The organism is Dehalogenimonas sp. 4OHTPN (assembly GCF_040448695.1).
Lineage (GTDB): Bacteria > Chloroflexota > Dehalococcoidia > Dehalococcoidales > Dehalococcoidaceae > Dehalogenimonas.
Genome location: NZ_CP159307.1, coordinates 678,098 through 701,180, shown reverse-complemented (window position 1 = coordinate 701,180; position 23,083 = coordinate 678,098). Strand labels below are relative to the sequence as shown.

Here is a 23,083-nt window from a genome sequence, read left to right as displayed (position 1 = left end):
AAGTCCACCGGGGATTTAACCCCTGAGCAACCGCAGACCGTTGGCCATCACGATAAGGGCACTTCCCTCGTTGATGAGCAGACCTGGCACCAGGCCAATCTTGCCGAAAAGCGCCAATGCAACCACAACCACGACGATACCCACCGAAGCCACCACATTTTGCTTGATAACCGCCACCGCCTTCCGGCTCGCGGCGAAAGCATAAGGAATCCTCGATAAGTCGTCCGACATCAGCGCCAGGTCGGCGGTCTCCAGGGCGATATCGGTGCCGGCCGCTCCCATGGCGATGCCTACATCGGCGGCGGCCATGGCCGGGGCATCGTTCACCCCATCCCCCACCATAGCGATTTTATAGTACTTTCGCTTCAATTCCTCGACCGCGGCTACCTTGTCCTCCGGCATCAGCTGCGCCTTGTATTCATCTATGCCAGTTTGCGACGCTATAGCCCTCGCGGTTCCCTCGTTGTCTCCGGTCAACATGGCGATGTGTTTGATTCCGGCTTTTTTGAGGCTGATAATCGCTTCTTTGGCCCCGGGTCGAAGCTGATCGGATACGGCGATGATCCCCATGACCTTGCCATTACCCAATACGAGGACGGCGGTCTTGCCTTCGCTCTCCAATCGGACGAGGTCGGCTTCCGCATTTTCCAGGGGGATATCCAATTGCTCGCATAATCTGCGATTACAGACATAATATATATTGCCCCCGGCGGTTCCCTTGGCTCCCAGCCCAGTAAGGGCTTCAAACGCCTCAAGCGGCTGAACCCCTACGCCGTCCTCACGGGCTTTTCTGAGAATAGCGTCGGCCAGAGGGTGTTCCGAACGTGATTCAACCGATGCTGCCACCGCAAGGAGTTCAGGCGCCGAACCATTCAGGGCAATCAGATCGGCGACCTTGGGCAGACCGATGGTTAGGGTCCCTGTCTTATCGAAAACGATGGCATCGACGCTGCCGGCGGCCTCGAGGTCGGCGCCACCCTTAATAAGGACGCCCTTCTTGGCCGCGGCGCTGACCGAAGCCAGCACCGAAATGGGTACCGACAGCGCCAGGCCGCAGGAACAGGAAACCACCAGCACCACCAACGCCCGATAAAACCAGGGAGTAAAAGGCTGTCCCAACAGCCATGGCACCACGGCGACGAATATGGCGACGATGAACATTGCCGGGGTGTATATCCGGCTGAAGCGTTCGGCGAAGTGCTGGTAGCTGGATTTCTTAGCCTCCGAGCGCTCGACCGAGTGGATTATCCGGGCCAGGGTCGTGTCCTGTGATAGGCGGCTGACCTTAAGCTCCAGCGAACCGCGCTGGTTGATGCTGCCGGCGAAGACAGGATCACCCGGAGCTTTACTCACCGGAATCGACTCACCGGTAATCGGGGCCTGGTCCACCGAGGAGGAACCGGCCATAACCGTCCCGTCAAGGGGGATTCGCTCGCCGGGACGAACGATGACCGTCTCCCCGACCCGCACTTCCTCAACCGGCAGGGCTAGTTCCTGGCTGTCTCTCTTCACCAACGCTTCCCGGGGCACGAGTTCCATCAGAAGTTTTAAAGAGCCTCGCGCTCTTTCGGTGGCATAGGTCTCCAGGATAGCTCCCCAGGTATAGACGAAAACCAGGAAGGCGGCTTCGTCCCAGAACCCCAGGCCGACGGCGCCGATGGTGGCGAATATCAGCAGGGTATATATGTTAAGCGTTCTGGCGCGGAGTCCGGCCAAAGCCATCTTAGCCGGAAAGTAGCCGCCGACGAGGATCGAGGCGCCGTAGATGAAACGGGCAATGTTATGGTCCAAGCCTATTCGTTCCAGGATAAACGCAATAAGTAAGAGAGTACCTGAAGCGGCGATGAGCTTGACCCGGAAGTCCTGCCACCAGGCTTTGGCCCTGGCTTTGGTTTTTGCCAGCCGGGCGTTCATTCCAGTTTCGGCAATAGCTTTTATGATGTCCTGGGAAGAAAGCCGCGAGGGGTCGTAGGTCACATCCACTTTTTGACTGGCAAGGTTAACCTCGAAATTCGCGAGTCCAGGCAGGTTTTTGAATTTTTTCTCGATAATGGCCAACTCATCAGCGCAGTCCATACCCTCGACATACAAAGCGATGGACTGAGCGGCCTTGTCGGGTTTTATCTTGTAGCCCAGCCGCTCGACGATCTTGACAACCTCGCCAGGCTGCAGTTCCCCGTTTTCCGGTTTGACTATGAGCTTTGAAGAAGATAGAAGCACCTGTGCTGAGGCAACGCCCCTAATTTTGGAAACAGCGGCCTCTATCTTCTCTGCGCACTCGGCGCAGTCCATGCCTTCAATCTCGAATTCTTGTTCTATCGCCATTCTCTTTCTCCAAATTGAAGTTTATTATCTACGCAGCCTGCTTGGTGATTGGATCAAAACAAAAAGGTTAATGGTGTCGGGAATGGTCTAAGCAAGTTTCTAATAGCTGGCGGATATGTTCATCTGCCAGTGAGTAGTACATCATCCGTCCTTCTTTCCGCTGTTTGACCAGACGGAGGGTCCGCAGTATCCGAAGGTGCTGTGAAATGGCCGATTCCGAGATTCCCACTACGCAGGCTACGTCGCAAACGCATAACTCCTGGTCTGCCAGAGAATGCAGAATTTTCGCCCTGTTAGAGTCTGCCAGAGCGCTGAATGTCTCTGCCAATATCATAAAAGTTTCATCAGAAGGAAGACGTGCTTTCGTCTTCGCAACCTTTTCTTCATCGACCGCCCATATCTCGCACTTATCTTCGGCTTTGGCCATGATGATTAACCCCCTTAACGTCTGCGTAGTTGCTAATGCATTATAGGCCGAGAGCCTGCGCCAGTCAACTCGTCAGGCACAAAGTTGTGGGGTCATTCCCCCCCCCCTGCGTTCAGGCGGGGATTATTACAAGGAAAATTATCCGAAGAACAAAGGCAGAACCCTAGCGGCGATTCCACCCACCAGAATAGCAGTGGCCCAGTTAGCTCCCACAATAGCCCAGGCAGACTTCCAGCCGAATTCTTTGGTCAGTGTGCCGATGGTGGCCATGCAGGGGTAGATCGCCCCGACTAAAGCCAAAACAATAAGCTGGACCGGGGTAAAGACCAACGCTAGATTAAGGCCGAAAAGCGTAATCGCCATAAGGAGAATCAGTTCTTTTCTGGCGGCGCCGAAGATTAACAATATCCCGGCTACGGCTGGCAGCCCAAGCCAGCCCACAGTAAGCGGAGATAGTGCGCTATTGATCGGGTTCAGCCAGCCGAGGGCGTAAGCCCCCTGGACGGCGGCGCTGCCGATCATGTAGATCGGGAAAACCATCATTATCAGCGACTTGGTGCGCGCCCAGGTCTGTTTGATGACCACCTTGGTAGATGGCACCTTGAAGGAATGCATCTCCATGATCATTCCGGTCAAGTCGCCAGGCATGGCTTTTCCCGCCAGCTTGGTTGCCAAGAACATGATGAAAAGGCCAATGGCGTAAAGCGCCAGCGCCCAGGGAATGCTGACAAAGGCGGCTACCAGCCCGAATATAACAATAGTCCTGGCGGCGCAGGGTGAGAAAGTAATAGCGAAGGCGGCCAGCAATCGCTCGCGTCTCGTCCCCATGATCCTGGTGCTGTATATCGCCGGGACGTTGCAGCCGTACCCCAGGATTATCGGGATGATGGCCTTACCGTGCAATCCCATTTGATGCATGGCGCTATCCATCATGAAGGCAACCCGGGTCAGAATGCCGGAATCCTCCAGCATCGCTAACATCAAGTAGAAGGGCAGCACATAAGGAACGACTAGAGTAGCCCCGGCCACGAAGCCGCCGAAGACTCCGTTCCAGAGAATGCTCAAAAGAGTCCCGCTTACCAGAGGATCCAACGGTTCGAAGAAGCTTAAGGCGTCGGACATCAAACCAGAGAGATAGGTACCCACAGTGAACGTCCAGAGAAGTAATACGGTCACAACAATGAAAGCCGTGAGGTACCCGAACACCTTATGGGTCGTCAGGTGTTCCAACCGGTCGGCGAGTTTTGGTTTGGATATCTGCTGGACCTGTACATCGTGCGCCATGCGCCCGGCCAACGCATATCGCGCCGAAGCCACAACGGCAAAACGAGACTGCTGATATCGAGATTCTAGCCGTTCAGCGAGAGCATCTGCTTTTTGAATCAGCCTGGCAGACATGGGGCTAACCAGCTCTCTTATGTTGGCATCGCCTTCAATCAGTTTGATAGCGACCCAGCGGGCCGGATATTCCAGACTTAAACGCTCAGCCTCGATAATTCCGGCAAGTTCCTCAGCACCGGACTCAACCCCGTCGCCAAACGGAATCGGATGGCTGACCGATGAAGCATTTTCGGCGAGTTTGATAGCTTTATCGATTAACTCGGGGATGCCCTTGCCGTTAGCCGCCACGGTCGGCACCACCGGCACCCCCAGGATCGTTTCCAGCTTGCGGGCATCGATTTCAATCCCCTTGCTCTCAGCGATGTCCATCTGATTAAGACAGACTATCATCGGAACCTCCATCTCCATTAGTTGTAAAGTGAAAAAGAGGTTCCGTTCCAAAACAGCGGCGCTTATGACATTGATAATGACATCCGGTTTCTCGCGGGCGATATACTCCCTGCTGACCAGTTCTTCCATTGAGAAGGTAGACAAAGAATAAATGCCGGGTAAATCCACCACCTTAAGCTCATAGCCATTCCGGCATAACAGGCCCTCAGCCCTCTCAACCGTTTTCCCTGGCCAGTTGCCGATAATCTGATGTGAACCAGTCAACTGGTTGAAAATTACGCTCTTACCGACATTGGCGTTCCCGGCCAAGGCGATGGTTAGACTTTTCCCCTTGCTGGAGCCTTTGTGTTTCTTGATGCCGGTTGTTTCATGGCACGAACCCAAACTAGCCATTCTCTCCACCTCCGAACTCACTCGCCTGTCTATCAACGAAGACGTTGCATACGATTTCATCCCCCAGCGCCAGTTTTGAACCCCTGACGGCTATTTCCACCGGCCCCTTAAACGGGGCAATTCTATTGACTTTAATTTTAGTTCCTGGCGTCAGCCCCAGGTCCAACAGTCTCCGCAGCACCGAGTTATCGCCCCTGATGAAGCTGATCGTGCCTTCCTGATTTTCTTTCAAAGAGGCGATTGGAACCACACTGGTCTTTCTTTTGCCGGCTTCTTCCAGGTTGCGTCCGCCCCATTCCTGGCATTCCTGGCAGGTACTGAAACCAAGGTTGCATGCCGGGATCACATTCTTGTCATCCGGGCAGAGGTCTGGAGCTTTTAAAGTCTGACACAGCGCCCTCTCGGTCTCATCCGAAAGGGCGTGCTCCATGGCACAGGCTTCTTTATGGACCTTGTCATTGCCGATGTGCAATATATCGTGGAGAAAGCGCTCTAGTAACCGGTGTTTCCGGGCCATCTTTGCCGCCAACTCAAAACCACTGGGGGTAAGCGTAACTCCCTGATAGGGCGCGTAGTTGAGGTATCCGCTGGCCGCCAATTTAGGGAGCATTTCAGTAACGCTGGCAGGAGCGATATTCAGCCGTTTCGAAATCTCTGAAGTTCGGGCCGTCTTACCGCCTTGAGTGAGTGTGTATAAGGCTTCCAAGTATTCTTCGGCGCTAGTTCCGGTGCTCATTTTGTACTCCTTGCTTTTAGGCACCCCATAATTTAGGTGCGCCTAATATAAACATATCCAATTACATTTGTCAACATTGCCGCATCAGTCGAGGTGAACTGAGCTGGTAGGAGCTACAACCGGCAACCAAATCGGTGCTTCGATCTCAATGGACAATACTGATTGCTTCATGGCCGCTGACGGCGGAGTCGGGAAGAGTTCGTTAATTTGGTTCACACACATCAGCAAGGATCGACTCTCTTGACAGATGCGAATTATGCGGGTTATAATCATGTCTAATCTGAGCAACTTAGTCAACTTATTAAACTCGGACCTGAGCGATCTGAAGTATTGCAGGAAAGATATGTCGAGTACATTAGAAACGGATATTGTTGAACTCCGAAAGCGCGGCATCGTCAAGCTTAAAGACGATGACATGTACGCCATCTGGGTCAAGACGGCCTGCGGTAACCTAAGCTCCAACCAGATTAATAAACTGGCCGAGATAACCGAGAGCTACGGGCGGGGTTTCCTTCTCTTTTCCTCCCGGCAGATCCCCATCATTCCGTTTATCAAGGATGATGATCTCGAAGCCGTCCAGCAGGCGCTGTCCAGTGTCTATCTAACCCTCGACCGCTGCGGCCCTACCGTCAGGAACGTCAACGTTTGCTTGGGCAGACTCTGCCCCCATATCATCGCCGACCCGCTGCCGCTGGCTCAGAAGCTGGATAATTTTTTCTACGCGCACATGGCCAACAAGGTCAAACTCGGAGTGGTGGGTTGCGCCAAAGACTGCATCATCTCGCGGGCGCTGACCGATATCGGTTTTGTGCCGGCTACCACCGACGTGCGGGCGGGTTATAACGCTTATATCGGCGGAAGACTTGGTCTGAATCCCGGTTTGGGCTTTAAAATAGCGGAATCCTTGAATGAGGAAGAGTGTCTCCGCCTGGTGCAGAATTTCTTTGAACTGATGAACCGGGAAGGCCGGCGCGGTGAAAGGGCCGCAGATCTCATCGAGCGGCTTGGCGCCGATGCAGTGAGGCACGAACTGCATCAGACCCTCAGCCAAGTATCAGGTCTGGAGCCAATCATCTGCCCTACCTCCGAGCTCAGCTGTAACACCGGAAAGCAAACCGTAAAACTACGGGCGACGGCCGGTGAGGTGACGGCGGCACAACTCAAGGAGATCGCCAACATCGCCGAAGGCTACGGTCTGGGTATCGTTCATTTCGATGTCCGCGGCGGTCCGGAGATCCCCGGTATCGCCAAAGCCGATTTCGAGATTGTAAGGCGGGAGATAGCCGAGTCCGGCATGGCAATTATCGACGGTGGTCTGGCAAACCTACAGAGCTGCTTCGGGGGTTACTGCACTGAGAGCCTGGCCGACCCGCAGGCATTACTCAAACGAATCGATGTTATGGCCCGGGAGTCGGGACTGGCCGATGTGAAAATGACTATCTCCGCCTCGGGCTGCCCAAACTCCTGCGGTATCGCCCACCTTTCCGATATCGGTTTTTACGGCATTGCGGAGTTTGAGATCGATGCAAAAAGCTGCACCGGCTGCGGATTGTGCGTGCCGGTATGCAAACGTAAGGCCATCGAGATCATCGATGGTCGTGTGACTATTAATAATGAACAGTGCCGCCACTGCGGCCAATGCATCAGCGTCTGCCCCTTCAATGCCCTGGTGGAAAAAAAGCGCGGCTTTACTGTGCTTATCGGCGGCCGAGGCGGGCAGGATACCAGACTTGGACAGCTGATCACCGGTCTGGTTTCAGAGGACGAGGCCCTCGCCATCACCGGGAGGTTAATGCGCCTGTTAAGAGATACCAGGACTGATGCCGCGACACTGATCGATCGCTGGGGACTTGAACGGGTAAAAGATACCCTGATAAACCCAGCCGAAGCTCCTGTAAGCTCGGCGAGAGTAACAACATGCGCACCCTGAGTCAATATTTCAACCTGACACGTTTTGAAAAGTCCCGCGGAACGAGGAGGCCGCGGGAATACCTCTGTTGCCTTCCCTTCTAGCTGATCCAGCCTGGAAAATAAAAGGTCGCCAGCGCGACCGAAAGAAGGGGACAATGGCAACATCATATATATCTACACGCACGGACTGGTCCTCACTTTGGAAAAAAGAGGACTGGTGGGCGGTATGGGCGGGTTTCCTCATACTGGTTTTCGGTATCATTAAATTCCTACCTGCGCTGCCGAAGATCGCTAAATGGTCAACTGTCGGCCAGTCTTTTCCATCCGGCTTCGGTACAATAGGCGCTGTCGCGCTGTTTTTTGGCTTCGTTTTAGGGCTGACGCTGCTGGCCCGGCGCTTCATCGGCGCCAATCTTAAGCAGCATTTTGCCGGATTTTCAGTCATCTTTGGCCTGGCTTTTATCGCCATGTGGATCGGCAAGTTCGCTCCGATCCAAAAATGGGGCCTGGAGGCGGTGCTCTGGGCGCTGGTGTTGGGCTTATTCATCAGCAATATTTTGCGCGTTCCGCACTGGCTGAAAGCTGCCGCTCAAACCGAGTTCTTTGTCAAGATCGGCCTGGTGCTCCTGGGCGCCGAGATCCTCTTTTCGACCATCGTCAAGGGCGGCGCCGTCGGCATGGCGCAGGCGCTCCTGGTGGTTATCGCCGTCTGGTTCTTCGCCTTCTGGCTGGGCAAGAAGCTGGGACTGGGCGGTTCATTCTCAAGCATCATGGCCTCCGGCGTTTCTATCTGCGGCGTCTCGGCCGCCATCGCCGCCGGAGGTGCGGTCAAAGGCAATCCCAAGCATATCAGCCATGTTATTTCGCTGGTGCTGCTCCTGGCTATGCCGATGCTGATCGGCATGCCCCTACTTGCTAAGTCATTGGGTTTATCCCCGGAAGTAGCCGGCGCCTGGATGGGCGGCACCATTGACACCACTGGTGCCGTGGTGGCAGCAGGGACGCTGGTCGATCCTGACACCGGGCTTCAGGTCGCCTCGCTGGTGAAGATGGCGCAGAATGTGCTCATCGGTTTTGCCGCCTTCTTCATGGCGATATGGGCGACCTTTTCCATTGACAAGTCCCAGGGCATCGTTACCAACACCGGAAAGCCTCGCCTTATTGATATCTGGTACCGCTTCCCAAAGTTCATCGTCGGCTTCGTTTTGGCATCGGTCGTCTTCTCCTTGATTGTCGAGCCGAATCTCGGCTCTGCAGCGACCAATACTATCCTGGGAACAACCAAGGGCTATCGCGATCTGTTCTTCGCCCTGGCGTTCGTTTCCATCGGACTCGAGACGCGCATCAAGGACCTGGTGGCCGTGGGCCGCGGTAAACCGGCGCTGGCTTTCATCGGCGCCCAAGCATTCAACGTCGTCTGGACACTGCTTATTGTCTGGCTGCTATGGTCGGGTATCTTCTTCGAGCCTCCGATTTAAGGCAGTGCAGGAGATTGAAATGAATAATCTATCAGACACTTTAATCAAAATTGAAAAAGAAAAAACTGATCACCAACTGCGGGTATATTCCAATATCATCGAACTCATTGCCAGCGAGGATAATCCGACGCCGCTGGTACGCTTGAACCACCTATGTCCGAATCCGGACTTCGAGATTTATCTCAAGATGGAGCGCTACAATCCGTTTGGCTCGATCAAGGATCGCATCGCACTGGAGATGCTCCGTGACTTGAAACACGAGGGCAAAACGGTCATCGAGCCGTCGTCCGGTAACACCGGCCTGGCCATCGCCGCCATCGCTAACACTCTGGGCATTGCTGTGGAGATTGCCGTGCCCCGCGGCATCCCGGAGGACAAGAAGTTGATGCTCCGGCTGCTCGGGGCTAAGCTATGGGAAGCCGACGACGCCCTTTGCCCGCGCTTCCCTTCGGAGGGCGCCCGCGGATTGGTGGACGCCATCCTGCGCAGCCCGGCCACCCGGGAAGGCTACGTCAGCCCCAATCAGTATGAGAACGAACTCAATGTCCGAGCCCATTACCAGAACACCGGACCAGAAATCTGGCGGCAAACCGAAGGAGAGCTTACCCATTTCTTTGCCGGTTTCGGCACCTGCGGCACCATCTCCGGCGTGGGTAAATACCTCAAAGAGCGCAACCCTGATATCAAAATCGTCGGGATCGAACCGGCATCGTCCGACCACAAGTTGCCTGGGCTAAAGCGCATCACCGGCCTGCCGCCGGACCTGGTGCCGAAAATCCTCGATGAGGGCGTGATCGATGGCCGTGAGGAAGTGACCGATGACGAAGCCTACGGTACCGCCGTCGCCATAGCTCGGAAAGAAGGCATACTCGTCGGCCCGACCACCGGCGCCATCCTGGCCGTCGCCCTGCGGTACGCCACGACCGGTGCTGGCATCGCCGTCGTCATCTCCCCGGACGATGCCTTCAAATACGGCCGTTTCTATGCGGACTATCTGGACAGACAGGAAAACACAAATGGAAATTAGGGAATACGACCTGGCGGGCTATGTTTGCCCCCTGTCCCGGATCAAGGCGGCGGAAGTGCTCAAGGGCCTGAATCCCGGTGAAAGCATCAGAATGATTATTGGCGATACCGAGTCGCTTAAAAGCATCGCTCAGGAACTGCGGACTCGCTGCATCAAACCGGAGTTTGAGAAAGAGACGGAGACCCGTTTTATTCTGACCGTCGTCAGATAGTTAAGGAGTGCTTCAATGAATGGAATAATCATCAACATCGATCCCATCGCCTTCAGTATCGGCGGTCTCGAGCTGCGCTGGTATGGCATCTTCATCATGCTGGCAATTATTGCGGCCGGATTCATCACCCACCTTGAGGCCAAGCGGCGCTCACTTAATCTGGATGTAAACACGCTCCTGCTGGTGGTCGTGCTTGCCGGCATGCTGGGTGCCCGACTGTTTCATGTTGTCGATAACTGGAGTTTTTACGCCGCTCAACCGCAGATGATCTGGCACCTTTCGGAGGGTGGCCTAGCAATCTGGGGGGGGTTGCTGGGAGGCGGCATCGCCGTCCTGGGATATGCATTGTTGCAACGCCTCCCGTTGCTGAAACTCTTGGATGTACTGGTGCCCGGTGTTATCGTCGGCCTCATCATCGGTAGATTGGCCTGCATCGTGAACGGCGATACCGTCGGCGGCGTCACCAATCTGCCATGGGCTTTTATTTATACGAATCCGGGATCAATGATCAGGCCTGAGCTTCTCGGCCTGCCTGTTCAACCCTATCCTTTGTATGAGATGCTATGGAACGGCCTCGGCCTTGCTTTGATCTTATGGCTGCGCCGGCGGCCATTGAGCGACGGCATTTTGTTCCTGACTTTCATCGGCTTCTATGCTGCCGGGCGGTTCCTTTTGACCTTTGTCCGAATCGAAAACGAGTTCATCTTTGGACTGCAGCAGGCGCAACTTATCTCCCTGGTTATGATTGCTTTTGCTGCCACCGCGGCTTTACTTAAGTGGCGTCCATGGCGGACAGCCCGGAGTCAGCCTGCTGAGATTAGAAGCTGATCCGATCAGTCGGGCCGTTCGGCGACAAATATAGAAGTGGTAAAATGATCGAAGAAGAAAAAATACTTAGGAGGTAAATTATGTGGTACGGTGACACCTGGGGAGTCGGTATGTGGCTCATGATGTCATTTATGGTGGTATTCTGGGTTGGAATTGTCGCCTTCGTTATTTGGTTAATCACTAGGGCGACTAGAGGTGGTTCATATATCAGCGATCTTCGCACACCGTTGGAAATCGCTCGAGAACGATACGCCAAAGGTGAAATCTCAAGGGAAGAATACGCTGAGGTGAAGAAAAACCTCATCTGATTGCGCTCAGTCCAACTCGAAATCCCGTTATTCGCCAAGTTGAATTAATCGATTTCCTCCGGTTTGAGTAGCGATTAATGAAGTAAATCCAGTCAGCTATCCTGTCGTCTCACGAGATGATAGCGGTATCGCCCAGGACTATAACAAGGAGGCTTTGTGGAGTTCGAAACTGCCGCCATTCATTCGGGAGTTCGACCTGATAACTGTTACGGCGCCCTGTCGGTGCCCATCTACCAGACGTCCACCTTCGTTTTCGAGGATATCGGCAAGACCCGGGGCTATGACTACACCCGTAGCGGCAACCCAACGCGAAAAGTGCTTGAGGACACCATCGCCCGGCTGGAGGGCGGGCACGCCGCCTTCGCTTGTGCCACCGGCATGGCTGCTATCACTACCGTGTTACATCTCCTAAAGGCTGGCGATCATATCATCTCTTGCGATGACATCTACGGCGGCACGTACCGCCTTTTTCGGAGCGTCATGAGCCGGTTCGGCATCGAGGTCTCCTTCGTCTGTCTCCGGAATCGCGCCGATCTGGAAGCCGCCATCCGCCCCAATACCCGGATGATCTGGTTGGAAACGCCATCCAACCCGCTGCTCAACATCACTGACCTCGAGATGGTAGCCGCGGTGGCTAAAGAGCGGAAGATCATGACTGTATTAGACAACACTTTTGCCTCGCCCGTTTTCCTGCAGCCGGTATCTTTCGGAATCGACTTGGTTGTCCATTCGACAACCAAGTATTTGAATGGGCACTGCGATGTCGTCGGCGGCGCCATCGTCACCACCACACCGGAGTTGTCGCAGGAGGTCGGCTTCCTAGTCAACGCCATGGGCGTTTCTCAAGCTCCCTTCGATGCCTGGCTGGTACTGCGCGGTATCGAGACATTGCACATAAGGATGGCGCAGCACGAAAAGAACAGTATCGCAATTGCTCGATTCCTGAAGGAACAACCAGGTATCAGGAAGGTCTATTATCCCGGTTTACCGGAGCACCCCGGCCACGAGATCGCAAGAAGGCAGATGACTGGCTTCGGCGGCGTTGTCTCTTTCGAGATGGAAGGCGGTTTTGAAGAAGCCAGCCGAGTCCTCCGAGGCTTGCGACTCTTCGCCCTGGCCGAATCCTTGGGCGGCGTGGCGTCCCTGGCCGAACACCCAGTGACAATGAGCCATGCCTCCATGTCCGCCGAACACCGGCAACGCGTCGGCATCACCGACAGCTTGATCCGGCTGTCGGTGGGGCTGGAGCATACCGATGACCTGACCGCCGACCTGGCTCAGGCGCTACAACCCGGGGCCTGATCAGATGACCCGTAAAGCTCTGGTTGCCCTTAGCGGTGGTGTCGATTCGGCGGTGGCCGCCGCATTGCTTAAGGACGCCGGTTACGAAGTCACCGGAATCATGATGAAAATCTATGGCGGCGACGAATCGACAGGTAGTACTCGTTTGAGGCACGGTTGCTACGGCCCTGGCGAGTCGGAGGACATCGAGGACGCCCGGAAAGTGGCCGAGACGCTTGGCATCCGATTGGAGGTGTTCGATCTCAGCCAGGAATACCAAGCGACGATACTTGAGTATTTCGAAGCCGAATACCGCGCCGGTCGAACACCCAACCCGTGCGTCCGATGCAACCAGACGATCAAGTTGGGCGCGCTTATCGACCGTGCCAAGGCTTCCGGACTCGATTTCGATTTTGTTACCACCGGGCATTATGCCCGGGTGGAATACCACCCGCAATCCGCCCGTTATCGGTTGCTACGCGGTCTCGACCGGGGCAAAGACCAGTCTTATTTTCTATTCCGGTTATCGCAAGAGCAATTAAGAATCGTTCGCTTCCCTCTTGGTGACCTGACCAAAGAAGAGGTGCGTGAAAAAGCGCAGAGGTTTGGCTTAACGGTAGCCGACAAACCTGAGAGCCAGAACTTCGTCTCCGGAGGCTACCGGCAACTGCTAGGCCATGGATCTGAAGCAGGCCCCATTCTCGATGAGTCGGGGCGAGTGCTGGGCATTCATCCCGGGATTGCCTCCTTCACCATCGGCCAGCGCCATGGGTTGGGTCTGATTGGCCCAGAACCAAGGTATGTGACAGCCATAGATGCGGAGCGCAACGCAATTATTGTCGGCAGGCGTGAATCACTTTTCCGCGATGTTATTTTGGTTGTTGGCCTTAATTGGATTTCCATTGAGCGTCTCGATTCAGGCAGAGAAACTGCCGCCCAAATCAGGTCCGGCGCGCCAGCCGCTGCTGCCTGGATAGAGCCGCTTGATACCAGACAGACCAGGGTTACTTTCAAAGAGCCTCAGGTTGCACCGGCGCCAGGACAGGCGGTGGTTTTTTATGAGGGCGATGTTGTCGTCGGTGGTGGAACCCTATCAAACATCATTCCTTAATGTTCACTTTATCTAGGTGATCAATTGATGAGATACGAAACCTGTTGAGGCATCATTCTGTGTGATCTTATCACCCTTATTCCACCAAAGAGGACGATACCGAGAACCACTCAGAAGACTAAGAAAGATTGGCTGGGGAGAGTCTTTTCAATAACCTTCCCTTGGCGGACGCCAGCTGACTCGAAACCGATCTGCTAGACGATCTTTATTTGGATCCCAGCGCGCCAGCCACGAAGGCATTTCGGGCACACTCATGAATCAATGCCTTGTATTTTTCAGCGCCCTGCGCCGTCAGCCTTGCTATCGCCTGTTGCTTTTTAACAGGGCTGGTAAAAAATCGGCCGATCTCATTACCCGGAAATCTGTTGATCAGGTCAATAAAGTCATCTTTTCGCACGTCACCCACATTGGCCGCGTCGGAGGCGTACATACAGGTTCTGACCTTTCCCTCTGGGCTGATATGTAAATACGCCGGATGGTAGAAGCCTGTACCCATGCATGGCGACAAGTTGGACTGCCACGAATGCCGGCCCGCTGAGTCGATTGCCCCACCGACGTCCACCATCTCATTATAGACAATGGTTAGGTGCGGCAGGAAGTTGCATTTCAGGGCTTTTTTGATCAACGTTATGACGCGGCTGGCCTCGGCGCTCTCGATTCCAGTGAAAATTACCTCATAGTCGATGTCGTTCATCTCACAAAGACTGATGGAGCACAACAAGTCATTGACCCGCTTTGAGTCCACCATCCTTTCATCGAAACTCAATGCGAACCGCTGCAGTCCCAGGTCTTTGAGATAAAGCACTAGGTCCTGTGATGAAGGAAAATGCCGTCCAAATAATTCCAGATCTGCCTTGCCCGCCCACCAACTGTTGGTATTGAGCCGCCAGGGTATTCCTAGCCTGCCGGTATACGCCATGATTTCAAATAGGTCATCCCGGTGTCCCAACGCCTCACCGCCGGTAAAGTTAATACCGACGGTGCAGAGCCCACTGAGATAAACTTGGCGAATGAGGTGTTTGACCTGTTCAGTGGAAAGTTCCCGCCGGGTATCATCGCGGATATTCTGCTGGAGGCAGTGCCGGCAACGTAGATTACATCTGTAAGTCAGTTCAAAGTTAACCCCCACGGTGTTCATGAAGGAGCATCGGCCGCGAGAGCTGGGACCATCTACGTTCAGGTATCCGTTCTCGACTAAAGTTGGCAAGTGTGCCGAAACCGCTCTGTCGGGTACTGGCTGGCCATGCGCATAAACCGCCATGATAAACCGTTCGACTTCACCGGCATCAACACCAAAAATAAACTTCAGGCGATCGATCAGCAACCCGCGTCGGAGTAGGATGCGTAGTATGTGGGTGGGGTAGTATACGGTCATAGAATTGCTGTATCCATAACAACATGATTCAGAAGTCGATATTAGTGTCCACCGTACACTTTGATTTCAGCTGATTTCAAGGTTTCGGCGATTTCTTGTTCAAGTTTCTCCGCCTCGTCGCGAGAAATATTCATTAAATGCTCGTATAAGGTTGGTAGCAGGCAAATGCCATAATCTCTGACCCATCCTGCCCCTGATTTACAACCATCCTTATGTTGTTTAAACCTTTCTTCCGGTTTACGAGCGCTCTGTCCCACATATAGAGCATATTCATTTTTGTCTGGTTCAATACCACGCAGCAAGATGATATAGACGTTACAGGGCCCGTGGGTCGTACTTGTGAAGCTGTGGGTAACACCAGCAGCTTGCTCCAGCCAGGGGATAACATTTATACCTTGTTTGAGTGCTTCCAACTCCATTCGTGAAGAAGTACTCTTTGCTAGGTTTGTTCTCCGGCGTCGTGTTTCCAAAATACAGTAGCTGACAGTCTCGATAACGTTTCGGTTTAGGTATAATGAAATCCGCCAGATGAGAAAGATAATTCCGGCACTTTTTAATTTGTAAGGTCGATATATACCATTAATCATGATTAGCGATTATCTCTGTTCATGACGTCCTTCGAGTTGAGTTCGATTTGAATGTGTGATCCTATTGTTCTAGTCCTACGTAGTGGGCTACGGTGCCCGACAGATAGAACCGTCGTGTTTGAGATGGAGTTCGATGCCTTGGAGTAAGTCCATGTGACCAACTAGGCCTTGATAGCTTTTGGCTTTCGAGGATGGAATCCAACGAGGCCCTCAATCTCTGCACGCTTAAAATAAGATCGGCGATCCCCTGCTTTTCTGTAAGGGGTGATTGATCCAAGACGAACGTATCGATATAGAGTCGATCGCTTCAGGGAAAACTCGCTCTCCACTTCTTCGATGGTCAACATGTCTTTGTCGTTCATAACTGTTCTCATTAGTTCATTCTAAAGCCATTATGGCTTGTAGTCAATATAAGTGTGCGTAACTGTTGTTACATATTGACAACTGTGCGATAGTGTTCTAGAATGAATCCAAGAAATAGATGAAAGACCAAGACATTCGGGCTGTCTTAAAAGCGGAACTTATGAGAAAGTACGCCGGAGACAGCAATACTCTCGTTCTTGACGAATTGGGGATTAGGCACGGATTGGGCCGCCTGGATTTGGCGGTTGTAAATCATCGGCTCCACGGGTATGAAATCAAGGGTGATCTCGATAACTTACGGCGATTACCGGACCAAATTAAGGTTTTCAGCAGTGTTGCCGATCGTATGACCCTAGTTGTAAGTTATCGTCACGCGGGTCGGGCTTTTAAAATGGTCCCGGACTGGTGGGGGGTCAGACTAGCAGAACCAAACGAAGCAAGCGGTTCGGTGGTACTTAACAGTGCAAGGGCGCCACGCAATAATCCTTCGGTGGATATCAACGCCCTTGTGACCTTGCTATGGCGTAACGAAGCATTGGCAATGCTTGAAGGGATAGACGCTGCAGATGGTGTTCGTTCCAAGAGCAGGAAAATTATTTACCACAGGCTCGTTGAGGCATTTGACCCCGAGGATCTTAAGACGAGGATAAGGCAACAATTGAGGAATCGAAAAGCGTGGCGAGTTGCCGAACCGCAAACGTCATGTGGTGATTGATGCCAGCGCACAGCCATGTGGTAGCATTTCCAGGCTTGTCAAAAGCAGAACTCTCATTTTTAATGTACCTGTCTCCATAGCTGAACCCATCTCCGCAATATTCCTCGCGCTCACAGAGCAAAGCGGCATTTGCGGGCCATTGACTAGTCCCTGGCCCGCCCTCTGCGCTAATACTTTCGCCTCGCATGATCACCCAGTCTTTTTCGGATGTATACCGAATGCTCGCACTTATGTTCATAAGTCGTCCTGTAAGGTCACGGTATCGTGGGTGTTGAATTGTATAGTCGCTAAAAATGGGTAAACGAAGTCCCGACTGGGACCTAACGATCTGCTCTCTCCATGAAGTCCAATCATTGCGGGGCAACCAGTAAATATCATTCTTTTTCAACTTACTGAGGTCTTCGGGAAAGGCACCGCCTGCCCAAATTAGATTCCTCCATTCATCGACGTGTGGCAGTACCTTGTATATTGTTTTGAATGTAGGTAGACCTTGGCCGACGAATTGAAAATCAATCATCAAGTCAACATTCTCGGGGGAAATTTCTAGGAAAGCCAATAAGGTGTCTATTTTATTGGCCAACTCGGGCTGTTTGATCTCCTCATGGGTCAATCGTATACAAGCGCCCTGGCCGTGTATCAGAGTCACTGCTTTGACTGCAGAGTTATAAGTCTGATCTTTCGCAACCCTAATTACTGGTATAAATGATAAACCCAAGGTGCTAGCGTGCTGACTTACCATCGTAAGGAAATGATTTCCGTCAAAGAAAAGGGCACTCGGAGATAAAAGTCCAACGTCAATATAGAGTTGTCTGCTCCCCCAATGCTTGGAGATTTGCGATACTATTTTGTTAATTGCCTCTTCTGGGCTTAAGTTGACGATCTCACCTTTGGGATCCTTACGTATTAGGTTTTCCGGCACGATTTCGATCATTGGCGTTATGCACCCTGAATCGGCCTCGTACAATCTAGCCAAAGCAGTTCGTTCAGCCTTCTTCCATCGTAAAATTGGTACGTAATGTTGCGAATCGAATCTTTTCATAGCTACTAACTCCAATTGACCTCAGGGAAAAACTTCCTTACTTGGCGATTACCAACGAGATTCCTCAGAAGTTGATAAGCTTTGAATTCGTGTTGCATACGTCCAGCGACAATGGCAGGGTGAATTCCCAACTGATTGGCTAAATGTTCCGCAGCTTGTGGTGAACGTAAATGTTTCGCTAGACTTTTATCCCAAGCATCGGTAGGGATGAGTGCCTCGCCCGCAAAGCGGTTAGCCTCCCTTTCCCTCGGGTCATCTTCAGCATCGATGTCTAAGTCGTCGTAGTAAACATCATCCTCATTCTCTAGGTGCAGTAAAATGTGGGCCAGTTCGTGCATCAATGTGAACCAGAAGCTATCAACACGGTCATATCTCAGCGTAAGTGCAATAACCGGATGTTGCCGGTCCACCATAATAGCTGCTCCGTCGAGATATGTGTGGGGCAAATGCCGTTCAACGATTACGTGAATCCCCAAGTCTCTAAGAAATTGGCGCGCATCTAAAGGTCCATTCTCTGATTTGCTTAAACGAGCTAGCTCGTTTAATAATTTGCTTGAAAGGGCGCCAGGTTTGTACTTGGTTTTCACCGGGCTCTTGTTGGCCAGATGTAGAACCCGAGCCACCCAGGCCGTAAAAGCATAATCATCCATTGTCCTAGCGGACCTAACGTGACTCGACGAGCGGCAAAGGACAGCTTGTGCACGCAGCGAACCAGCTGATGCCAGAAAGGCAGGGAGTATTTGCTCAGGGGGAGCTGAACTTGCTGACCCGTGCAGATTTATCCAACCCCAATCAACCATCTGTTTCAAAGGGAACCTTTCCCAATCAATGACATCATCACAGCCATCCGGCGTTTTTTCTTGTATTAAAATACTTGCCGGTATTCTTAAACCTGAATTAAGAGCTCGTATCATCGAAATTGTGAGCGGCCTCTTCCCGGAAAGAACTTCTGAGACCTTGCTCCGACTACCGACATAAGGAATAAGATCTCTGGGAGTAAGACTCTGTTGTTCCATTCTAAATTTAATTGCTTCTATTGGATCTGGTGGGACAAATTGAAAAGCCTTGGATTCATAGTCCCGAACGAGTAAAGTGAGAAGCTCCAACCTTTCATTGTCAGAAGTTCCGGGAGCGGGATTTCGATCCAGCAAACTTTCTAGCTCAACCATCACTCCTTCATAATCTTCTTCATTCTTTATAACTTTGCTCATCTCTTCCCTCCTTTTAGAACTTCCACCCCTCATATTCAGCGTGGGTACCCATCCTCTTCACCATGACAACCTTACGTTGGTAAAAGACCTTCGTATCCAACCTATATCTGTTTCCCTTAATGTTGAATACAACTCGGTTATCAGGAAGAAAACTCGCACTTGCATAACGTGCCTTAATATCATTGGGCTTGGCCCATGCTGCTTCCTCTACTTCAGCGATCCAGGTAGAAATCTGATCCGCGCAATCTGTGTGATTCACGCAATACCTGTGAAGTATCGCTAACCCTATCACCTTCATGATCTCTCCAAAACCCGACTAGGTGTTCATCATCTATTCCCTTTTTGGGAACATAATAGCACCATAAAGGATAAAGTACAAGAAATCGCAGATCAATCTGTGAAGGCCTTGCCGCATAGGCTGTACGGTTGAAATCCTAGGCAGACGAAGCTACACTTGAGCAGCAATCCGTTGTCATCTGTACCGTATATGAGAAATGCCTCTGTCGCGGGCAGATTTTACGGTTGGATGGAATCGACATTAGGATCAATCTTCTCGTTTTAGGAGAATCCAATGAAAACAGTATTCGAGAACTGTAAGCCCAGAGAAGACGTACTTAAAGGTGAGCTTAAAGAGGAGAGGTTTGCGGCGCATCTCCGCGATGTTATTGATGCGAAAGCTGATCCGATCTATCGCGAACCTGGGGTGTTTTTCGAGTACACTTATCCAACCGAAGGCCTTAGACAACTGCTGCGCGAGGCCCTTGGGAGATTAGCTGGGACAAAGACAGCCAGCGCACCGATAATCCGACTCGAGACAAGTTTTGGCGGTGGTAAAACCCACAACCTGATCGCGCTTTATCATACGGCAAGAGTTGGCAACGCAGGTGCTGATATGGTGTCCCGTTTCGTCGACACTAGTATCGTACCTGCCGAGCCGATCGACCTAATCGCCGGTATCGTCGGGTCCGATCTGGATCCTACCAACGGGCTGGATCATGGGGATTGCGTCACCTACACCGTTTGGGGCGAAATTGCCTACCAGCTTGGCGGACTCGCAGGATATCGTCTGATGCAGAAATCTGACGAGACTAAGGTAGCACCAGGGGTCCAAGTTTTTGAGAAACTGGTGGGCGACCGGCCAGCGTTGATTTTGCTTGACGAGTTTGCCGCCTTCCTACGCAAGGCCGAAGGTGTGCCAGTAGGTGAATCCAATCTCGCCGAGCAATCTTCCGCATTCCTCCTCACCCTCCTATCCTTTGCAGCCAAGATGCAGCGTGTTGTCGTTGTCATCACCCTTGCAGATGTCAAAGATGCCTTCGGTGCGGAAACAGAAAGGGTACAAGCGGTAATGGCCGAGGCGGGCAAGGTGACCGCACGACAGGAGCGAATTATCACCCCCACTTCGGAGACGGAGATAGCCCCTATCGTCACCCACCGCCTATTCCAAAACGTTGATAGTTCAGAGGGCGCTGTCACCGCGCGAGCCTATAGCGATTATATTCGGGAGCAGCTTGATAGGCGCGTTGAACTGCCCGAAAGCTCGGGGCGTGCCGAATACAGCGAGGAAATCCAGAAGAACTACCCGTTTTCCCCTGAGCTCATTGTGACGTTAAACCGGAAGACCTCAACCATCCCTGATTTTCAAAGAACCCGCGGCGCCCTGCGCCTCTTAGCGCTGGTTGTCCGCAAGCTCTGGCAGAATAGGCCGGTTGACGCGTGGCTGATTCATCCACATCACATAGATTTGAGCGACGATGATGTTCTGAATGAGCTCACCTCACGGCTCAAGCGCCCCCAGTACCGCCAGGTTGCCGAGGCTGATATAGTCTCTTTGGAAAAAGGCAGTTTAGCCCATGCCGCTTTGGTCGACCGACCTTTCATTGACGCTGGAAGGCCAGATTACGCACGGCGCTTCGGTACAACTGTGTTTTTACATAGTATCGTGCAGGGAGTCGCCTCCGGCGTGGACCACCAAGGGGCTCTGCTGGCAGTACTAGAGCCCGGGGATGATCCTGGGAATCTCCAAAAGGCTATAGAGAGCCTTCTCGATTCGGCCTGGTTTTTGGACTACGACGGCCGGCGATACCGCTTCAAGACCGAACCTTCGCTCAATAAACTCATCGCCGACGAGGCAGAAAATGCAGGGCGCCTCAAGCCAAAAGAGGAACTCAATCATCGCATCAAGAATGTCTGGCGGAAGGGTATCTTCCAGCCAATTTACTTTCCCAGCGAAGCTGCCGAAGTTGACGATGATTCCGGTATCCCCAAACTCGTTGTCATCCATTACGATGCCGCCAAGACTACCGCCCTGGAGTCGGCGCCGCCGGAGCTCGTGATCAAAATTGCTGAACACGCAGGTACTCAAGAAGGCTTCAGGGTTTTCCGCAACAATGTACTTTTCTTGGTTGCGGACACCGATCAGATTGAGCGTATGATTGAGGTCGCCCGGCGCCACTTCGCCATCGCAAGGATCGTCAACGACGCCGACCGTATGAGGGAATTTGCCGAAGAGCAGCGGAAAAAACTGAAGGGCATGTTGGAGGAGACGGAGCTCCAATACCGCATCGCCATCACTCGAGCCTATCGCTACATGTACTATCCCAGCGCCGATGCCCTTGACAAAAATGGACGCCTAGCTAAAGAAACACTGCCGGCCCAGGACCAGGGCAACGTCGATCAGGACCAATCTCAAGTGTTGCTGCGTGTTCTCCGCCAGCTGGACAAGGCGCTTACGGCGGATGATAAACCCCTGAACGCCGCATATCTCAAGTCCAAAGCGTGGCCTGCTGGCAAAGAGTATGTATCGACCGAGGAGATTCGTCGGGCTTTCGGCCAGCGGTTGGGGTTAAAGATTTTGATTGATATCAACCAACTCAAGGCTTCTATTAGAGATGGCTGCAAAAAGACAGGCGTCTGGGTTTATCAGGCTCCGGGTGAGCAAGAGGTTTACGGGCTGCCATCACCGGTGCCCTCCATAGTTTTCGATGAAAGTGCGATTCTTTACACCCCGGAAGGAGCTAAGGCAATTGGTCTGCCTGTAAAAGGGGAACAAAAACCCATTTGCCCTATTTGCGCCTGCCCTGTCGACGCATGCATCTGCGCGGGAGAGGTTCGCGAACCCGAAAAAGAAACCAAGGTTATAACGTTCGAAGGCGCGCCGGGCCAGGCTTTCCAGGCCGTTCTTGACCAGGCGCGGGATCAAAAGGTCCAGCGCCTGTACAGGCTTGGCATCAAGGTGGAAGGCACAGGGCCCGATGCGGCCAATGACTCCAGGTTGATCGGCCTGGCTATTCCTCAAATCGGCAAGGGCAACTTCAAGATCGAACAGGTGATGAACTGCGAGTTTGGAGCGGAAACCTTCTCGTTGAGCTTCAAGGGTTCCTGGGAAAAATACAAGCAGGTTAAGACATTGACCGACGCCTTTGGCAAGCTGGCCGACAAAGTGCATGCCCGCACCCGGTTAGAAATCGAATTTGATAGCGGACTGGACCTTGATAATCCCCAACTTGAGGTTATCCGCGACATCTTTTCGACGCTGGGTTTTGGGAAAATTGTTGTCAGCGCCGAAAAGATGAATAAGGAGACCGGGTGAAAGACGGGAAATCATTCGAGTTAAAAGTGTTGCCTCTGTCCGATGCCGAATATGCGCTCGAACTACGCCAGCGCAAACTAGCCGGTGACAAAGGCGATAGCGGGATGCCTCTGGTAGTGTCGGTGCAGGGGATGCCACTCAAAGCCGTGCTGGATCAGGTGCTGGACACCATCAAAAAGAATGGATACCGTGCTAATGATCTCCGCGCCAGCCGCGAAGAACCCTTCGAATTGGACGAGGAGCAGGGCGTCCGCTTAGGGTTACTGTTCCTAGCTATTAAACCCTTAAAGAAGCCGTCCCGCATAGAGAGCGTTTCTTGTTCCATACGGCAGATGGAGACAGAGGAAGCTTACTATTGGTTTGCAAAATGCTCCAGGGGAGCCGGGCGCGGGCGTGCTTGCCGCGCAGCCCGTATCCTGATGGCAGAGGAATAA

The 23,083-nt window shown here is 52.7% G+C and carries 21 protein-coding genes; 11 read left to right on the top strand and 10 right to left on the bottom strand.

The features are described from left to right. Window positions 1-15: 15 nt before the first annotated feature. The 4 genes from ABV300_RS03815 to ABV300_RS03800 form a co-directional block, all read right to left on the bottom strand. Entirely contained in the window at window positions 16-2,325 is a 2,310-nt protein-coding gene (locus ABV300_RS03815) for a heavy metal translocating P-type ATPase (protein WP_353715204.1), read from the bottom strand. 67 nt (window positions 2,326-2,392) lie between these two features. After that, complete coding sequence (locus tag ABV300_RS03810; protein WP_353715203.1) at window positions 2,393-2,752, bottom strand: metalloregulator ArsR/SmtB family transcription factor; 360 nt, start codon at window positions 2,750-2,752, stop codon at window positions 2,393-2,395. Between the two features lie 138 nt (window positions 2,753-2,890). Then, complete coding sequence (gene feoB / locus ABV300_RS03805; protein ID WP_353715202.1) at window positions 2,891-4,876, bottom strand: ferrous iron transport protein B; 1,986 nt, start codon at window positions 4,874-4,876, stop codon at window positions 2,891-2,893. Continuing rightward, window positions 4,869-5,612, bottom strand: coding sequence for a metal-dependent transcriptional regulator (locus ABV300_RS03800; protein WP_353715201.1), 744 nt, complete (start codon window positions 5,610-5,612; stop codon window positions 4,869-4,871). The genes feoB and ABV300_RS03800 overlap by 8 nt, the downstream gene beginning before the upstream one ends. Before the next feature lie 343 nt (window positions 5,613-5,955). Between ABV300_RS03800 and ABV300_RS03795 the strand changes: the two genes are divergently transcribed. From ABV300_RS03795 to mnmA, 8 genes are all read left to right on the top strand, one after another. Further along, window positions 5,956-7,542 carry a 4Fe-4S binding protein gene (locus tag ABV300_RS03795; RefSeq protein WP_353715200.1) on the top strand — a complete coding sequence of 529 codons (1,587 nt, stop codon included), beginning with the start codon at window positions 5,956-5,958 and terminating at the stop codon, window positions 7,540-7,542. Between the two features lie 136 nt (window positions 7,543-7,678). Continuing rightward, complete coding sequence (locus ABV300_RS03790) at window positions 7,679-9,001, top strand: putative sulfate exporter family transporter (protein ID WP_353715199.1); 1,323 nt, start codon at window positions 7,679-7,681, stop codon at window positions 8,999-9,001. A 19-nt stretch (window positions 9,002-9,020) separates the two neighbouring features. After that, window positions 9,021-10,028, top strand: a complete 1,008-nt coding sequence (locus ABV300_RS03785) for a cysteine synthase family protein (protein WP_353715198.1) — start codon at window positions 9,021-9,023, stop codon at window positions 10,026-10,028. Continuing rightward, a complete protein-coding gene (locus tag ABV300_RS03780) occupies window positions 10,018-10,239 on the top strand; it encodes a sulfurtransferase TusA family protein (protein ID WP_353715197.1) in 222 nt (73 codons plus the stop codon). Before ABV300_RS03785 ends, ABV300_RS03780 begins: the two co-directional genes overlap by 11 nt. A 15-nt stretch (window positions 10,240-10,254) precedes the next feature. Continuing rightward, complete coding sequence (gene lgt, locus ABV300_RS03775) at window positions 10,255-11,067, top strand: prolipoprotein diacylglyceryl transferase (protein WP_353715196.1); 813 nt, start codon at window positions 10,255-10,257, stop codon at window positions 11,065-11,067. Between the two features lie 80 nt (window positions 11,068-11,147). Next, on the top strand, window positions 11,148-11,375 hold the full coding sequence (locus ABV300_RS03770; protein ID WP_353715195.1) for an SHOCT domain-containing protein: 228 nt from the start codon (window positions 11,148-11,150) through the stop codon (window positions 11,373-11,375). A gap of 156 nt (window positions 11,376-11,531) precedes the next feature. Beyond that, window positions 11,532-12,677: a PLP-dependent aspartate aminotransferase family protein gene (locus ABV300_RS03765; protein ID WP_353715194.1), complete on the top strand. Its 1,146-nt coding sequence runs from the start codon at window positions 11,532-11,534 to the stop codon at window positions 12,675-12,677. Between the two features lie 4 nt (window positions 12,678-12,681). Then, window positions 12,682-13,767: a tRNA 2-thiouridine(34) synthase MnmA gene (mnmA, locus tag ABV300_RS03760; protein ID WP_353715193.1), complete on the top strand. Its 1,086-nt coding sequence runs from the start codon at window positions 12,682-12,684 to the stop codon at window positions 13,765-13,767. Window positions 13,768-13,972: 205 nt separating this feature from the next. On the opposite strand, the gene ABV300_RS03755 is transcribed toward mnmA, so the two are convergent. From ABV300_RS03755 to ABV300_RS03745, 3 genes are all read right to left on the bottom strand, one after another. Further along, a complete protein-coding gene (locus tag ABV300_RS03755) occupies window positions 13,973-15,142 on the bottom strand; it encodes a radical SAM protein (RefSeq protein ID WP_353715192.1) in 1,170 nt (389 codons plus the stop codon). Between the two features lie 41 nt (window positions 15,143-15,183). Continuing rightward, the gene (locus tag ABV300_RS03750; protein WP_353715191.1) at window positions 15,184-15,561 is read right to left on the bottom strand and encodes a hypothetical protein; all 378 of its coding nucleotides are present in this window, start codon (window positions 15,559-15,561) and stop codon (window positions 15,184-15,186) included. A gap of 329 nt (window positions 15,562-15,890) precedes the next feature. Further along, window positions 15,891-16,091: a helix-turn-helix domain-containing protein gene (locus ABV300_RS03745; protein ID WP_353715190.1), complete on the bottom strand. Its 201-nt coding sequence runs from the start codon at window positions 16,089-16,091 to the stop codon at window positions 15,891-15,893. A 119-nt stretch (window positions 16,092-16,210) separates the two neighbouring features. Between ABV300_RS03745 and ABV300_RS03740 the strand changes: the two genes are divergently transcribed. Beyond that, on the top strand, window positions 16,211-16,807 hold the full coding sequence (locus tag ABV300_RS03740) for a sce7726 family protein (protein ID WP_353715189.1): 597 nt from the start codon (window positions 16,211-16,213) through the stop codon (window positions 16,805-16,807). Here ABV300_RS03740 and ABV300_RS03735 read toward each other — a convergent pair. The 3 genes from ABV300_RS03735 to ABV300_RS03725 are packed head-to-tail and all read right to left on the bottom strand — an operon-like array spanning window position 16,728 to window position 19,355. After that, window positions 16,728-17,846, bottom strand: a complete 1,119-nt coding sequence (locus ABV300_RS03735; RefSeq protein ID WP_353715188.1) for a beta family protein — start codon at window positions 17,844-17,846, stop codon at window positions 16,728-16,730. The two genes, ABV300_RS03740 and ABV300_RS03735, sit on opposite strands and share 80 nt — an antisense overlap. A gap of 5 nt (window positions 17,847-17,851) precedes the next feature. Further along, window positions 17,852-19,057 carry an ImmA/IrrE family metallo-endopeptidase gene (locus ABV300_RS03730; RefSeq protein WP_353715187.1) on the bottom strand — a complete coding sequence of 402 codons (1,206 nt, stop codon included), beginning with the start codon at window positions 19,055-19,057 and terminating at the stop codon, window positions 17,852-17,854. Window positions 19,058-19,070: 13 nt separating this feature from the next. Next, window positions 19,071-19,355 carry a type II toxin-antitoxin system HigB family toxin gene (locus ABV300_RS03725; RefSeq protein ID WP_353715186.1) on the bottom strand — a complete coding sequence of 95 codons (285 nt, stop codon included), beginning with the start codon at window positions 19,353-19,355 and terminating at the stop codon, window positions 19,071-19,073. Between the two features lie 273 nt (window positions 19,356-19,628). On the opposite strand from ABV300_RS03725, the gene ABV300_RS03720 reads away from it, so the two are divergent. Both ABV300_RS03720 and ABV300_RS03715 read left to right on the top strand, forming a co-directional pair. Beyond that, window positions 19,629-22,649 (top strand): DUF499 domain-containing protein, encoded by a 3,021-nt coding sequence (locus ABV300_RS03720; protein WP_353715185.1) that lies wholly within the window; start codon window positions 19,629-19,631, stop codon window positions 22,647-22,649. Next, entirely contained in the window at window positions 22,646-23,083 is a 438-nt protein-coding gene (locus ABV300_RS03715; protein ID WP_353715184.1) for a hypothetical protein, read from the top strand. The genes ABV300_RS03720 and ABV300_RS03715 overlap by 4 nt, the downstream gene beginning before the upstream one ends.